The organism is Streptomyces rimosus, from assembly GCF_008704655.1.
In the GTDB taxonomy this organism is placed as follows: Bacteria; Actinomycetota; Actinomycetes; order Streptomycetales; family Streptomycetaceae; genus Streptomyces; species Streptomyces rimosus.
In genome coordinates this window covers 6,393,813-6,407,118 of the sequence record NZ_CP023688.1, presented here as the reverse complement: position 1 = coordinate 6,407,118, position 13,306 = coordinate 6,393,813, and the positions used below count along the sequence as shown (strand labels likewise).

Below are 13,306 nucleotides of genomic sequence, written 5' to 3'. Positions count from 1 at the left end.
GGCGCCGCGTCCGTCACCCGGCGAGGGCCTTGGTACGCCGGTGAGGACGGTCGGTGGCGGACCGCTGGGGGCGGTCCGGTGCGGGGCGCCGGGGGCTGGGCCCCGAGGGGGCGGGGCAGCGGTCGGCGGCGCGCCGTTGCGGACGGCCGGGAACGGGCCGACGGACCACTGAAGTCCGTTTCGGGCGTTCCGGCCGGCGCTCCTCCCCGACCGGCGCCACGGACTTGGCGGTACGGAAGCGGGGCGTCCGCAGAACGACCTGGTAGGCGCGGGACTTGAGGTGGCAGTAGGTGCGGTGCAGCACAACCGGAAGCAACATCACACACCGCCCTCCCTTGCCCCGTCGTCCGCCCGCCCCAGCAGGTCCACCAGCCCCTCCGCCAGTCCGCCCGCCCAGCAGGCGTAGTCATGCCCGCCGTTGTACTCCGTGTACGCCACGGAGTGCCCGAGGCCGCGCAGCGTGTCGCGCAACTCGCCGCACCGTTTGCGCATGTCCCCTTCGTAGCGGCCGACGCGCAGGTGCGCCCGCAGCTCGCGGGGGCCGCCGCCGGCGTACCGCTCCGCCAGCCAGGACGGCCCGTCCGCCGCGTCGGTTCCGTCCACGGGCCCCGGCCCCCCGGGCCGCCACCACAGCGAGGGTGACTGGGCCAGCACCTTGCCGAACCGGCGCGGCGCCGCGAGCCCGGCGTACAGCGCGGTGAGTCCGCCCAGGCTCTCGCCCGCGACGACCGTGCGCGACGGGTCGAACGTCACCGGCAGCCGCGCCGCCGCCCAGGGCAGCAGTTCGGCGGCGAGAAAGTTCACATACGCCGGCCGGCCGCCGAACTCGCGGGCACGGGTGGCATTGTCCACGGCGTCCGGCGCGAGCACGACCAGGGGCGGCAGCACACCGTCCCTGATCAGCCGGTCGAACAGCGCCTGCACACCGAGCCGTCCGCACCACATGTCGCCGTCCAGCAGCACCAGCGCGTCCGCGCCGCCGTCCGGAAGCGGGCCCGGCGGTACGTACGTCCATACGTCGCGCCGGGCCGCGAGGGCGGCGCTGGTCAGCCGGTGCCGCTCCACCAGGCCCCGACGCGCCGCCGCAGCCGTGGCGGCCGCGGGCGCCCACGGCCGCCACGGCTGCGGCGGCGCGTCGGGCAGCTCGAAGACCGAACTGCCGGCGCCCTGCCGGCGGCCGGGAACCGTACGGGGGTTGAGCGGGTCGGGACCGGCCTCGGCGAGCAGTGGCAGCAGCCGGGCCTGGAAGTCGTCCGCAGGGCCGTCTTCGGGCGCAGCCGCCGTACGGATACGCCCGCCTCCCGTGTCGGGCGCGATCGCGTACGACCCGCGGTGGTCGGACCGCAGCCGGTACGTGAGGTGCCAGACATCGGTGCCGTGGATGCGGCGCATCAGGCTGCCCACGAGGTGCGAGCGGTCCACGAGGCCGTTGACCAGGAGGAGCACCCGGCGGGTGTCCTCCGTGCCGCGCCACAGGAAAGTGACGGCCCGGTGCTCCGGGTCCCACGGGATCGGCTCGACGAGCGGGGTGCCCTGCCCCTCGGTCTCGGCCCAGAACTCCCGTACGGCGGCGTCCCGTCCGCCCGCCACGGAGGCGGCCAGCGCGACGATCCGCGGGCTGTCCACGGTTTCGGCCGGTGCCGGGCGCGACGTGCGCGGCGGGGCGGCGTGCACGGCGCCCGCCTCCCCCGTTCCCGCCGGCCCGCCGGAGGGAGCGCCCGGCACCGTCCCCCCTGCCGTACCCGTCGCCGTACCCGCCGCGGCGCCCGGCAGGGTTCCCCCGACCGCGCCCGTCGACGTGCCCACCGATGTCTTCATCGACGCTCCCATCGACAACCCGCTTTCCCGCCCGGCGCGTCGCGCGGGCACAGACGACTTCCGGCCGGGCCGTACACGACCGCGCCCGACCTCGACTTAGGTAAGCCTAAGCTAACCACGCGTGGCAGGGCCGGACAACATCCGGCGGCCTGGATCCGCCCGGCCGCCGCCCCGTCCCCTCTCTTCTCCGGGCTCCTCTTAGAGAGTTCTTAAGCCCGCTCACTATCCACGTGTCCATGGATTTCAAGATCGCCTCCAGGGGCAGCCGCACCCGCACCCGGGTGCTCGCCGCCTCCCTCGCCCTGACCGCCACGGCCTCCGTCGGCGCCTCCGGGTGCAGCAGCCAGGCCGTGGCCGGGCCCGCGACAGGGCGACACGTCGACATTCCCGTCCGGGGCGGCACGGTCACCGTGGACACCGGCACGCTGGCACTGCAGGCCCGTACCGCGGACGGCAAGAACCTGACCCTGTCGGCCCCGTCCGGCACCGCGCTCGGCACACCGGGCCCGGTCGAGCGCACCGGCGAAGGCGCCCGCTGGAGCTACCCGGACAAGGGCCTGACGGTGACCGCCGCCGCGGACCACGGGCGGCTGCGGGTCAGCGTGAAGGCGGACCGGGACGGGTCGCTCACCTGGCCGGTGACCGGAACCGACCGGGCCACCTCCTCCGTACAACTGCCGCGCGGCGAGGGCCTGGACATCCCCGTACGCGACACGTTCTGGAACTCCGGGAAGGGCGGGCTCACGGGCGACCCGATCGACGTGGGCGGGCTCGAACTGCCGCTGTGGGGCACCACGCTGGGCAAGGGCCACGGCGTCAGCTACCTCACCCCCACCGACCTCGGTACCTCGCTGAAGTTCCGCTCCGAGGGCGGACGGCTGAACTCGTCCACCACCCACGACTTCACCGCCGGTGACGGCACCCGCGACTACACCGTCACCTTCGCCCTCACCGACGGCAACCCCGTCGCGCCGGGCGCCGACTACCGTTCCTGGCTCGCCGAGCACGGGCAGCTCGGCAGCCTCCGCGAGAAGATCAAGCAGAACCCGGCGAACGGCAAGCTGCTCGGCGCCTTCCACGCCTACGTGTGGGGCGACGCGCGCAAGGCCGCGGGCGTCGAGGAGCTGCGCAAGCTGGGCGTGGACCGGATGTGGCTCGGCTACGACGCCGGGCCGGACCCGATGGACGCCGCCGCCGTCCGGGCCGCCAAAAAGGCGGGCTATCTGGTGGGCCCGTACGACACGTTCGCCAACGGGCAGGACCCGAAGACCGCCGACTCCCCCACCTCCAAGTGGCCCGGCACGGTCTACCCGGACTTCTGCGTACGCGACGCCAAGGGGAAGCCGCAGTCCGGCTTCGGCAACCGCGGCTGTTACCTCAGTTCACAGGCTTTCGAGCAGTCCGGGGCGGGCCGCGGCCACCTCGCGGACCGTACCCGTGCGATGACTGCCAACGGCGCCGACAGCTACTTCCTCGACGTGGACGCGACCGGCGAGCTGTTCCGCGACCACGACGCCGCCCACCCGATGACCAAGGCCGGGGACCGCACGAACCGGCTCGCCCGGATGCGTCGGCTGGCGCACGACAAGAAGCTGGTCCTGGGCTCGGAGAGCGCGCAGTCCTGGGCGAACGGGGTGCTGGCCTTCAACCATGGCGGGGCCACACCGGTCGCCGACGGCCTGTGGAAGTTCGAACGCGACAGGAAGAACTGGGGCGGCTACTACCCGGAGAACGCCCCCACCGCGTTCTTCAAGCCGGTACGGCTGCCGGCCGACCTGGCGAAGGCGATGTACGACCCGGCCTACCGGGTCCCGCTGTACGAGACCGCGCTGCACAGCTCGCTCGTCAACGCCGAGCGCTGGGAACTGTCGTACGAGAAGCTGCCCGAGCAGAAGACCGGCCGCGCGCTGCTCGCGATGCTCTACAACATCCCGCTGAACTATGTGCTCGACGGTGCTTCCCTGAAGAAGTCCGGGCCTGAAATGGCCGCCCTTCAGAAGTACTTCGCGCCGCTGCACAAGGCCACGGGCACCGAGAAGCTGACCTCGTTCCGGCGTCTGACCGCCGACAACCTGGTCCAGCGGACGGAGTTCGGCAACGGCAAGCTCACCGTCACCGCCAACTTCGGCAAGATTCCCTACGCCGGCCTGCCCGCCGGCTGCGTGGACGCCAAGCTGCGCGGCGACCGGCAGCCGAGGCGGCTGTGCCCGGCGAAGGCCGGGGGCTGAGCCCGGCCGGAAGCCGAGAGCCTGGTCGGGGACCGCTCCCGGCCGGGACCGATGACGGGGTGCGGGCGGACGTCCGGTGGACGTCCGCCCGCTGCGTTCCCGGTGGGCCGGTGGACCCGCCCCCGGACGCCTGCGGCACGGCCCGGCATCCGGATCGGCGAGGGGTCACCGCCCCGTCCGGCAGCTACTCGCCCTGGCGGCTTCGGCCGCCCTTCTGACCGGCGTCGGAGGCGCGCTGCGGGTCGTTGGCGAAGTTACCGCCACTTTCGTGGCCGCCCTTCTGACCGGCCTCGGACGCACGCTGCGGGTCGTTGGCGAAGTTACCGCCGCTCTCGTGGCCGCCCTTCTGACCGACTTCGGACGCACGCTGCGGATCGTTGGCGAAGTTGCCACCGCTCTCGTGCCCGCCCTGCCGGCCGGCGCGTGCGGCCTTCTCGCGGTCGTTGGCGAAGTTGCCGGGGTTGGTGGACTCAGCCATCATCACTCACCCTTACTCGGATCTTGACTGTGCCTTCCGGTCCACCGCGTAGCCGCTCTCCCGGACACTAAACACCTCGTACGGGATGGAATCCGACAGATCCGTTCCGGTTCCGGTTCCGGCCGGTCCCTGCCCGGGGCCGGCCGGACCGCCGCTCATCCGTTCTTGTCCAGCGCCTTGCGGACCGCGTCGCGGGTGCGGTCCACGACGGCCGCCATGGGGCCGAGCACGGCGTTCGCGGCGCCGGACTCGACGCCGGGGTGCGGATGTGTGGGCGCGATGGCCTCGGCCGCCTTGACGGCCTTGGCCATGGCGGCCAGCCGGCCGGGGTCGTTCAGCCGCCGCAGCTGCGAGAACTCGTAGCGCTCCTCCGCGCGGGCGTGCTCCATCACGTCCGTGCGCAAGGACAGCAGCCGCGGCAGGAACGCCGCGTCCTCGACATCCATGCCGTCCAGCGCGGACAGGGCCTGCTTGGCGGTCTTCTCCTCGGCCAGCCGGTCGGCGACGATGTCGTCACCGCCGTCCGCCGCCCGTTTGACGTACGGGTGGACGACCTCCTCCTCGGCCGTCTCGTGCACGGCCAGCATCCGCACCAGCCGGCGGAACGCGTCGCGCCGGGCGTCCCCCGTGCTCTGCTCGACCTCGTCGAAGAGATCGCGGATCTGCCCGTGCTGCGCCATCAGGAGGGCGACCACGTCCGTCTCCGGAGTGGGGTTGCGGTCGGCGGCCGGGTCGGTCGTCGGCGTTGCCGGGCCGTCGCCGGTACGGGCGTGCGGCGTCATGACCGGCCTCCGCGCAGGTCGGCGACCGGGTGCTCGCCCTCGGTCTGCAGCCGGTGGTCGCCGCCGATCAGCTTGTCGTGCTCGGCCAGCACCTCGTCGCTGGGCGGGGTGGCGCCGCCGTTGAGGGCCTCCTGCATCGCCTCGAACCGCTCGTGGGCCTCGCGGACGTACCCCGCGCCCAGGGTGGTCAGGTCCAGCTGGTCGGCGATCAGCTGGCGCAGATAGCCCTTGTTGGGCTCGAAGGTGAGCACGTTGGGCAGCGCGGGCGCCAGGATCTCGGCCGGCTCCCGGCCGTCGTGCCGGCGCATCAGGTCGCAGGCGAGGTGGAGGTGCTCCAGCTCCATGTTCAGGTGGAGCTCCCAGATGGCCTTCACCTTCGGGTCGCTCTCCTGCTCCATGAAGGAGTGGTAGAGGTAGCACTCGTTGTACTCGTGGTTGACCAGTTGCTCCCACCACGTCTCGCCCGGGTCCACCAGCGACTCGTAGTGGGTGACGTGCTCCTCCTCGATGAGCCCGATCTCCTGGTAGAGACGGCGGGCGATCGGCTCCATGTAGGTGGGGCCGGTGTTCATGTAGAAGTTCATCGTCTGCTGCTCGGCCGACATGATCGTCAGCGCGTGCAGCTTCGACAGCGGGTCGGTCTTCGTCCGGTCGTACGGCTCGCGCACGTTGTCCACCGGGTCGCGGTGGTGCAGCGGGGTGGGCCGGCCGGGCATGACCTCGGTGAGCCCGTCCACGACCGACTCCGCCTTGCGGTGCTCGATCATCTCGTACAGGTTCGCGTACCGGTACAGGTGGTCGAAGTCCTCCAGCACCCCGAACTGGTACGCCTGCTTCAGGTACGGGTCCGGCTCCATCCGCGCCACCCACGCGGTCAGGTCGACGGCCACCTGCTCGTAGGCGATGGTCGTCTCCAGCACCGACGAGACGCCGGGCAGCAGCCAGTTGACCGCCTTCTGCTGCTGCGCCTCGATGTAGCGGGTCCGCGCGAGCTGCTGCTTGATCTCCATGTCCGGACAGTGCCGGGCCAGCTGGTGGCTGAACAGGATCGCCTCCACCTCGATCCCGTTCATCGTGATGATCCGGCACCGGGTGTACGGGTCGCAGTGGTCCGGGTCGACCGGTGTCACGTTCAGCTCGCGCCAGTTGCGCACCTGCCGGTCCAGCGGAATGCCCCGCTGTTCCAAGGGATTGAACGACATCAGGCCCTCCAGCCCGGTCGAAGGCATATGGCGCAGCACGGGTGCCCCCGCTCCGGATACCAAACAGGGAGTCTCACGGGTCCGGTGCCGGACCGTCGGCGTTCGGGTGACGCGCGGGCCGCCGGCCACCCGGACGCCCCGCCGGCGGATGGTCCCGGCATACCGGGGTACCCCTCGCCCGTACGTACCGGCGCCGCCCCCGTGGCGACGCCCGTACGCCTCGCGTACCGGAGCGTCGGCAAGGAGTGAGCACACGGTTGACCACCGCACCGGACCTGCCCGAGCTGACCGCCCTGGACGAGGTGGCGGCCCTGGTCGGGCGGCACGACGATCTCTACGTCCGCTGGTCGCGCGGGCCGGGCATCGATCTGGAGGCCGCGTCCAGCCGGGACGACCTGACGGGCATCGCCCTGCCGGGCCTGTCCGCCAACGCGCTGGCCGTCGCTCCGTGGTGGGACGGGCGGCCGGTCCGCCTGTGGGTGGCCCGGCGGCTGTACGACTACTCGCATCTGCCCCGGGAGAAGGGCTCCGCGGTCCGGCCCTGGCTCCTGCACGGCCACGAGGCCGGTCGCGGCCCCGACAACGAACCGCTGGTCACGCAGGTGGAACCGGTCGGCTGGATCGCCCCCGAGGTGATGCGGGAGGCGACGGAGGAGGTCGCCCGGCAGGCCGGTGTCTGGGGCCCCCTCCGGCGCGTCCGCTGAGCGGCGGACGCGCCGGCTGTCTCCCGCCCCCTGCCGCGCCGCCCTACGGGCAGTCCACCACCTGCCCCGCGAACGACAGCCCGCCGCCGAAGCTCAGCAGCAGGACGGGGCCGCCGGGCGGCAGGTCGCGGCGTTCGACCAGCTTGGACAAGGCGAGGGGGACGGAGGCCGCGGACGTGTTGCCGGAGTCGATCACGTCCCGGGCGACCACCACGTGCTCGGGCAGGTCGAGCTGCTGCACCACGGACTCGATGATGCGCAGGTTGGCCTGGTGGGTGACGACACCGGCGAGGTCGGCGAGGCCGATGCCCGCCCGCTCGCACGCCTCCCGGGCCAGCGGGGCGAGTTCGGTGGTGACCCAGCGGAAGACCGTCTGCCCGTCCTGCTCGAAGTGCGGGTGCCAGTCGCCCATCAGGCGGACGGCCTGGGAGCGGGTCGGGTCCGAGCCCCAGACGACGGGCCCGATGTGCGCGGAATCGGCGGCGCTCACCACGGCGGCGCCCGCGCCGTCGCCGAGCAGCACGCACGTACTGCGGTCGGTCCAGTCGGTCACGTCCGACATCTTCTCCGCGCCGATGACCAGGGCGTGCCGGGCGGCGCCCGCGCGGACCGCGTGGTCGGCGGTGGCGAGCGCGGTGCAGAAGCCCGCACAGCCGTTGTTCAGGTCGTACGCGACCGCCGACGGGATGCCCAGTACGGCCGCGACCTGGGCGGCGGTCGACGGGCAGCGGTCGATGGCCGAGCAGGTCGCCACGGTGACCAGGCCGATGTCGGCGGGCTGCAGCCCGGCCGCGGCCAGGGCCTTGGCGGCGGCAGCGGCGGCCAGGTCGGTGACGGACTCCTCGTCGGCGATCCGCCGGGTGACGATGCCGGTACGCCGCCGGATCCACTCGTCACTGGTGTCGACCATCCCCGCCAGGTCGTCGTTGGTCAGGACGCGCGACGGCTGGTGGTGCCCCAGCGCGGCGATACGGGTTCCCGGCACGGCTGCTCTCCTCGGGTCCTCGGCCGGGCACACGGGCGCCCGGCCGGTACGGGTGATGCGGACGGTACGAACGGTGCGGACGGCGTCGGCGGCACCAGTGACACCGCAGACATCGGCGGCACCGGCCGGAAATATAGCAACCGATCGGTCGGAAGCTAATTCCGGGAGCCCTGGTGGTGTGCTGACTACGATGGCGGCATGAGCCCACGCAAGTCCGCCGCCGAGTCCCGCCGGACCCGGGACCGGATCATCGACCGCAGCATCGCGATCGCCTCGGTCGAAGGGCTGGACGGGCTGACCATCGGCCGCCTCGCCACCGACCTCGGCATGAGCAAGGCCGGCGTCCTCGGCCACTTCGGCACCAAGGAGGCACTCCAGCTCGCCTCCCTGGACGGCGCGTCCGCGATCTTCTCCAGGGCGGTGTGGGAACCGGCCGCCCGTACGGCCCCCGGGCTCGCCCGGCTCCGGGCCATCTGCGAGTACTGGATCACCTACCTGGAGCGCGAGCACGGCGCCTTCCCCGGCGGCTGCTTCTTCACCACGGCGGCAGTCGAGTTCGACGCGCGCGTGGGCCCCATCCGGGACGCGGTGGTGCGCCGTTCCACGCTCTGGCGCCGCCGCCTGGCCAACGAGATCCGGTACGCCGTCGAGGCCGGTGAGCTGCCCCGGGACACCGACCCCGATCAGCTCGTCTTCGAACTGATCGGCCTCTATACGGGCCTCAACCAGGCCATCCAGCTCTTCGCCGACCCGCTGGCCCAGGACCGCACCCGCCGCGCGCTCGACCGCCTGCTGGCGCCCGCGCCTCGACCGGAAGCCGCGCTGTCATCGGAAGCCGCGCCGCCGTCGGGCACCGCGCCAGGATCGGGAGCCGCCCGATGAGCGTCGCCGACCTGCTCAGGACCGAGATAGAGGTCATCTGGCCCACGGACGGCCGGGGCCGCTTCCGGGGCCCGCAGCACATGGTGATCTCCGTATCGGCCGACGGCCACCACCAGGTACCTGCGGTCGCCGACCACCTCCCGGACGCGCTCGCCGCCGACCTGCTCGCGTCCGTGGCGAAGGAGCCCGCCCCCGAGGGCCCGGGCTTACCGCCCCCGGCCCTCCCCCGCCTCCGGCACCTGCTGGAAGCCGTCGTCGGCCCCGTACACATCACCTCGGGCCCGAGCTACCTCATCCGCCCCGACCGCCTGCGCTTCACCCCGACCGCACCCGTCGTCCCCTCCGACACCGAGGACCCCGCGGCCCTCACGGCACTGCGCTGCGCCAACCCCGGCAACTGGGACACGGACGAATGGCACGACCTGCTCGACGGCAAACTCGGCCCGTGGGCCATGGCCCTCGACCCCGCCGACCCGGCCCGCGTCGTCTCGATCTGCCACACCCCCTGCTGGACCGACCACGGCGCGGAGGCCGGCACCTGGACCCGCCCCGGCCACCGCGGCCGGGGCCACGCCGCGACCGTCACCGCCGCCTGGTCCCGCCTCCAGGCCCCCACGGGCCGCCACCTCTTCTACAGCACCTCCGACACCAACCGCTCCTCCCGGAACGTCGCCGCCCGCCTGGGCCTCGCCCCCCTGGGCCACCTCTGGAAGCTGTCGCCGCCGGCGAGCATCGCGCTCTAGCCGCCCCCGCCCCTACCCCACCGCCTCCATGTACCGCAGCACCGCCAGCACCCGCCGGTGGTCCGTCTCCGACGGCGGCAGGTCCAGCTTGGTGAAGATATGGGCGATGTGCTTCTCGACGGCGCGTTCGGTGACGGTGCAGGCGGCGGCGATGGCCTGGTTGGTACGGCCCTGGGCCATCTGGGCGAGGACTTCGCGTTCGCGCGGGGTGAGGGTGTCCAGGGCGTTCGCGCGCCTCCCGGCGCCGAAGAACTGGGTGACGACCTCCGGGTCCAGCGCCGTACCGCCCGCCGCGACCCGCTCCAGCGCGTCCACGAACTCGCCGATGTCCACCACCCGTTCCTTGAGCAGATAGCCGACACCGGCCGCCCCGCCGCCCAGCAGCTGCGTCGCGTACTTGGTCTCCACGTACTGGGAGAAGATCAGTACGCCGGTGCCGGGGTGGTCCCGGCGGATGGCCACGGCCGCGCGCAGCCCCTCGTCGGTGTGGCCGGGCGGCAGCCGGATGTCGACGACGGCGGCGTCCGGGCGGTGTCCGGCGACCGCGGCCCGCAGCGATTCGGCGTCGCCGACGGCCGCCGCCACCTCCACCCCGCGCAGGGCGAGGAGTTGGACGAGGCCGTCCCGCAGGATCGCGGAGTCCTCGGCGATGACGACGCGCATGGGGCGGCCTGCTTTCGGTGCGGGAGGCGTGATCGGGATGCGTCATACGGGATGACGGCGGTCACGCGCGGGGGACGCGGACGGTGACCACCGTAGGCCCGCCGGGCGGACTGTCGCAGGTCAGGGTGGCGTCCACGGTACGCACCCGGGCGCGCAGTCCGGTGAGCCCGCTGCCCGCGCCGATCACCGCGCCGCCGCGCCCGTCGTCCCGTACGAGCAGCCGGAGTTCGCCCCCGGAGCCCGCCGCCGCATCCGGGTCCCGGTCCGGCCCGCTGGTCAGCTCCATCGTGACGCCCGAAGCGCCGCTGTGTTTCACCGCGTTGGCGAGCAGTTCGGCGGCGCAGAAGTAGAGAATGGATTCGACGGCCGGTGACGGGTGGCGGCGGGTCGCCGCGTCGACGGTGAGCGTGACCGGCAGGGCGCTGTCGGCGGCGAGCGTGGCGAGCGCCGCGTCCAGGCCCTGGTCCAGTACGGGCGGGTGGATGCCCCGTACGAGGTGCCGCAGGTCGGCCACGGCCTGCTTCGCGTTGCCCTGCGCGGTCTCCACCACGGCCAGCAGCCGGTCCCGGTCCGCGCCCGCGCCGATCAGCTCGCGGATCATCGTCAGGTGCATGCCCAGCCCGACCAGCCGGGCCTGCGTACCGTCGTGCAGGTCCCGTTCGATGCGGCGGAGCGTCGCCGCGGCGTCCTCGACGGCGTGCGCACGGGTCTCCTCCAGAGTGCGGATGCGCTGCGCGGACGGGTCGGGGCCGAGCAGCGAGCGCACCAGGAAGCGGTGCGGCGCCTGCGCCTGCCGCAGCAGCCACGGCGCGGCGAGCAGCAGCACGGCCCCGGTGGCGACGACCAGCAGCCAGCGCGGCCAGGAGTCGAACTCCACCCCGCCCACCTGGAGCGAGACATGGCGTTCGCTGCCGTCCGGGCCGCGTTCGGTGAAGTAGTTGACGTGCTTGAGGACCGGGTGGGCGAGGAAGAGCAGCCCGTACACGTACGCCACCAGGACGACCAGCAGCGGGGCGACGGCCGTGAACGGCGCGAGGAGGGCGCAGCCGACCGCCCGCCACCCGGCCTTGTCGCCGAGTACCGCGCGCCGCCACCCGAGCGGCCCGCCGCCCTCGCGTCGCGCGGGCGCTTCGATGTCCATCGCCAGCAGCCCGCGTGCCATGGCGCGCTGCGCGCCGCCGAGGGCCGCCGCTCCCCGTACGGTCAGCGCCATCAGCCACGGCCCCAGCGCGGTCCACGCGAGCACCGTGCTCACCAGCAGCCCTCCGACGACGAGCGCCATGCCGAGCAGCGCGAACGGCAGCCCGAGGACGGCGTGCAGCACCGCGGCCAGGCTCCGGGAGGTGAAGGGGGCGAGCACGCGGTGGCGCAGGCGAGGTGCGGAGGCGGCTGTGGGCATGGCCTTCAACTTACGGCCAGGCCCCTCACACCCCGCCCGCCCGCACGCTGAGGTCAGCGTTCCCCACGGGAAACAACGCAGATGCGGACGGGTAACAGCCGGACCGCACGCTGGCGGACATGACCTCGCAACAGCGTGTGGTGGTGATCGGCGGCGGCATGGCCGCGGCCCGGCTGGCGCAGCGCCTCGGCCGGGCGTCCGCCGACGGCGGCCCGGTGCTCACCGTCATCGGTGAGGAGCCGCACGCGCCGTACAACCGTGTTCTGCTCGCCGACGTACTGGCCGGCCGGTACGCGCAGGAGGTCATCACCCTGCCCGCCCCGCACAGCGCGGTGCGGTGGCTGGGCGGGGTGCGTGCGGAACGGATCGACCGGGAGCGCCGTACGGTGCTGTGCGACGACGGGCAGGCCGTGCCGTACGACCGGCTCGTCCTCGCGACCGGCTCCAACCCGGTGCTGCCGCCGCTGCGCGGCCTCTTCCCCCCTGGCCGGCCCGATCTGCCGGACGGCGGCCTGCCGCACGGCGTCCACCCGTTCCGCACGCTCGACGACTGCACCGCGCTCGCCGCGGCCGCCGCCCGCCCCGGCGCACGCGCCGTGGTGATCGGCGGCGGGCTGCTCGGGGTCTCGGCGGCCCGCGCGCTGGCCGAGCGCGGCGTACCGGTTCTACTGGCACAGCAGGGCGAGCACCTGATGGAACGCCAACTGGACGCCGAGGCCGCGGCCCTGCTGCGCGCGCACCTGGAGGCGCTGGGCGTCGAGGTCCATACGGAGTGCCGGGTGCGCGGGCTGCGCGTCGAAGACGGTGCCGTACGCGGTGTGGAACTCGCGGACGGGTATGCACCGGCCGCCGACCTGGTGGTCCTGGCCTGCGGAGTACGGCCGCGCGTCGGCCTCGCGCGCGCCGCCGGGCTGCCGGTCGACCGCGGCATCGTCGTGGACGACCAGCTGCGTACGGCCGATCCCCTCATTCACTCGATCGGCGACTGTGCGCAGCACGACGGCCTGGTGTACGGCCTGGCGGGCGCCGCCCTCGAACAGGCCGACCAACTGGCGCGCATCCTCGGCGCGGAGGCCGCCCGCTACCGCGGCACCCGCGCCCTCACCCGCCTCACCCTCACCGGCCCCGGCTCCGCTCCCCGATCGGCCGGCGCCCCCCTCGACCTGGCCGCCTTCGGCACCCCCTCCCCCCGCCCCGGCGACGACGTGATCCACCTGTCCGACGCCACCCGCGGCGCCTACCGCAAGGTCATCGTCCGCGGCGACCGGCTCGTCGGCGGCATCCTCCTCGGCGACCTGGGCGCCGTCGGCACCCTCGCGCGCACCTGGGAGGCCGACGACCCGCTCCCGCCGACGGCCCCGCTCCTGCACCTGCTCACCACCGAGACCGCCACCCCTTCCCGCACCGACGGAGGCTCCTGAC

General features: G+C 73.5%; 13 protein-coding genes. 5 read left to right on the top strand and 8 right to left on the bottom strand.

Going from position 1 to position 13,306, the window contains the following annotated elements; all coding sequences use genetic code 11:
* Positions 1-13 precede the first annotated feature (13 nt).
* Positions 14-319, bottom strand: a complete 306-nt coding sequence (locus tag CP984_RS41460; RefSeq protein WP_003986559.1) for a hypothetical protein — start codon at positions 317-319, stop codon at positions 14-16.
* Positions 319-1,818: an enterochelin esterase gene (gene fes / locus CP984_RS27715; RefSeq protein ID WP_078627364.1), complete on the bottom strand. Its 1,500-nt coding sequence runs from the start codon at positions 1,816-1,818 to the stop codon at positions 319-321. The genes CP984_RS41460 and fes overlap by 1 nt, the downstream gene beginning before the upstream one ends.
* Before the next feature lie 236 nt (positions 1,819-2,054).
* Between fes and CP984_RS27710 the strand changes: the two genes are divergently transcribed.
* Complete coding sequence (locus CP984_RS27710) at positions 2,055-4,046, top strand: glycoside hydrolase (RefSeq protein WP_003980699.1); 1,992 nt, start codon at positions 2,055-2,057, stop codon at positions 4,044-4,046.
* Positions 4,047-4,230: 184 nt separating this feature from the next.
* Here the strand turns inward: CP984_RS27710 and CP984_RS43045 are convergent, their stop codons facing one another.
* The 3 genes from CP984_RS43045 to CP984_RS27695 all read right to left on the bottom strand — a co-directional run bounded on the left by CP984_RS43045 (position 4,231) and on the right by CP984_RS27695 (position 6,508).
* Complete coding sequence (locus tag CP984_RS43045; RefSeq protein WP_003980700.1) at positions 4,231-4,524, bottom strand: con-10 family general stress protein; 294 nt, start codon at positions 4,522-4,524, stop codon at positions 4,231-4,233.
* Positions 4,525-4,679: 155 nt separating this feature from the next.
* Entirely contained in the window at positions 4,680-5,306 is a 627-nt protein-coding gene (locus CP984_RS27700; RefSeq protein WP_003980701.1) for a hemerythrin domain-containing protein, read from the bottom strand.
* Positions 5,303-6,508, bottom strand: coding sequence for a hypothetical protein (locus CP984_RS27695; RefSeq protein ID WP_003980702.1), 1,206 nt, complete (start codon positions 6,506-6,508; stop codon positions 5,303-5,305). Before CP984_RS27695 ends, CP984_RS27700 begins: the two co-directional genes overlap by 4 nt.
* A gap of 257 nt (positions 6,509-6,765) precedes the next feature.
* Here CP984_RS27695 and CP984_RS27690 point away from each other — a divergent pair, with 257 nt between their 5' ends.
* Positions 6,766-7,212 (top strand): DUF6098 family protein, encoded by a 447-nt coding sequence (locus CP984_RS27690; RefSeq protein ID WP_003980703.1) that lies wholly within the window; start codon positions 6,766-6,768, stop codon positions 7,210-7,212.
* Positions 7,213-7,255: 43 nt separating this feature from the next.
* Here the strand turns inward: CP984_RS27690 and CP984_RS27685 are convergent, their stop codons facing one another.
* A complete protein-coding gene (locus CP984_RS27685; protein WP_003980704.1) occupies positions 7,256-8,197 on the bottom strand; it encodes a beta-ketoacyl-ACP synthase III in 942 nt (313 codons plus the stop codon).
* 198 nt (positions 8,198-8,395) lie between these two features.
* Here CP984_RS27685 and CP984_RS27680 point away from each other — a divergent pair, with 198 nt between their 5' ends.
* Both CP984_RS27680 and CP984_RS27675 read left to right on the top strand, forming a co-directional pair.
* Positions 8,396-9,079 carry a TetR/AcrR family transcriptional regulator gene (locus CP984_RS27680; protein ID WP_003980705.1) on the top strand — a complete coding sequence of 228 codons (684 nt, stop codon included), beginning with the start codon at positions 8,396-8,398 and terminating at the stop codon, positions 9,077-9,079.
* The gene (locus CP984_RS27675) at positions 9,076-9,822 is read left to right on the top strand and encodes a GNAT family N-acetyltransferase (RefSeq protein WP_003980706.1); all 747 of its coding nucleotides are present in this window, start codon (positions 9,076-9,078) and stop codon (positions 9,820-9,822) included. Before CP984_RS27680 ends, CP984_RS27675 begins: the two co-directional genes overlap by 4 nt.
* Before the next feature lie 12 nt (positions 9,823-9,834).
* Here CP984_RS27675 and CP984_RS27670 read toward each other — a convergent pair whose 3' ends face one another.
* Together CP984_RS27670 and CP984_RS27665 are read right to left on the bottom strand one after the other, a co-directional pair.
* Positions 9,835-10,485 carry a response regulator transcription factor gene (locus tag CP984_RS27670; protein ID WP_003980708.1) on the bottom strand — a complete coding sequence of 217 codons (651 nt, stop codon included), beginning with the start codon at positions 10,483-10,485 and terminating at the stop codon, positions 9,835-9,837.
* A gap of 61 nt (positions 10,486-10,546) precedes the next feature.
* The gene (locus CP984_RS27665; RefSeq protein WP_003980709.1) at positions 10,547-11,884 is read right to left on the bottom strand and encodes a sensor histidine kinase; all 1,338 of its coding nucleotides are present in this window, start codon (positions 11,882-11,884) and stop codon (positions 10,547-10,549) included.
* A 119-nt stretch (positions 11,885-12,003) separates the two neighbouring features.
* Between CP984_RS27665 and CP984_RS27660 the strand changes: the two genes are divergently transcribed.
* Positions 12,004-13,305, top strand: a complete 1,302-nt coding sequence (locus tag CP984_RS27660; RefSeq protein ID WP_003980710.1) for an NAD(P)/FAD-dependent oxidoreductase — start codon at positions 12,004-12,006, stop codon at positions 13,303-13,305.
* Position 13,306: the final 1 nt, after the last annotated feature.

What these genes read in the sequence shown, in the direction of transcription:
- CP984_RS41460 (WP_003986559.1), bottom strand. Translation starts at nt 319, where the DNA reads ATGTTGCTTCCGGTTGTGCTGCACCGCACCTACTGCCACCTCAAGTCC.
- fes (WP_078627364.1), bottom strand. Translation starts at nt 1,818, where the DNA reads ATGAAGACATCGGTGGGCACGTCGACGGGCGCGGTCGGGGGAACCCTG.
- CP984_RS27710 (WP_003980699.1), top strand. Translation starts at nt 2,055, where the DNA reads ATGGATTTCAAGATCGCCTCCAGGGGCAGCCGCACCCGCACCCGGGTG.
- CP984_RS43045 (WP_003980700.1), bottom strand. Translation starts at nt 4,524, where the DNA reads ATGGCTGAGTCCACCAACCCCGGCAACTTCGCCAACGACCGCGAGAAG.
- CP984_RS27700 (WP_003980701.1), bottom strand. Translation starts at nt 5,306, where the DNA reads ATGACGCCGCACGCCCGTACCGGCGACGGCCCGGCAACGCCGACGACC.
- CP984_RS27695 (WP_003980702.1), bottom strand. Translation starts at nt 6,508, where the DNA reads ATGTCGTTCAATCCCTTGGAACAGCGGGGCATTCCGCTGGACCGGCAG.
- CP984_RS27680 (WP_003980705.1), top strand. Translation starts at nt 8,396, where the DNA reads ATGAGCCCACGCAAGTCCGCCGCCGAGTCCCGCCGGACCCGGGACCGG.
- CP984_RS27675 (WP_003980706.1), top strand. Translation starts at nt 9,076, where the DNA reads ATGAGCGTCGCCGACCTGCTCAGGACCGAGATAGAGGTCATCTGGCCC.
- CP984_RS27670 (WP_003980708.1), bottom strand. Translation starts at nt 10,485, where the DNA reads ATGCGCGTCGTCATCGCCGAGGACTCCGCGATCCTGCGGGACGGCCTC.
- CP984_RS27665 (WP_003980709.1), bottom strand. Translation starts at nt 11,884, where the DNA reads ATGCCCACAGCCGCCTCCGCACCTCGCCTGCGCCACCGCGTGCTCGCC.
- CP984_RS27660 (WP_003980710.1), top strand. Translation starts at nt 12,004, where the DNA reads ATGACCTCGCAACAGCGTGTGGTGGTGATCGGCGGCGGCATGGCCGCG.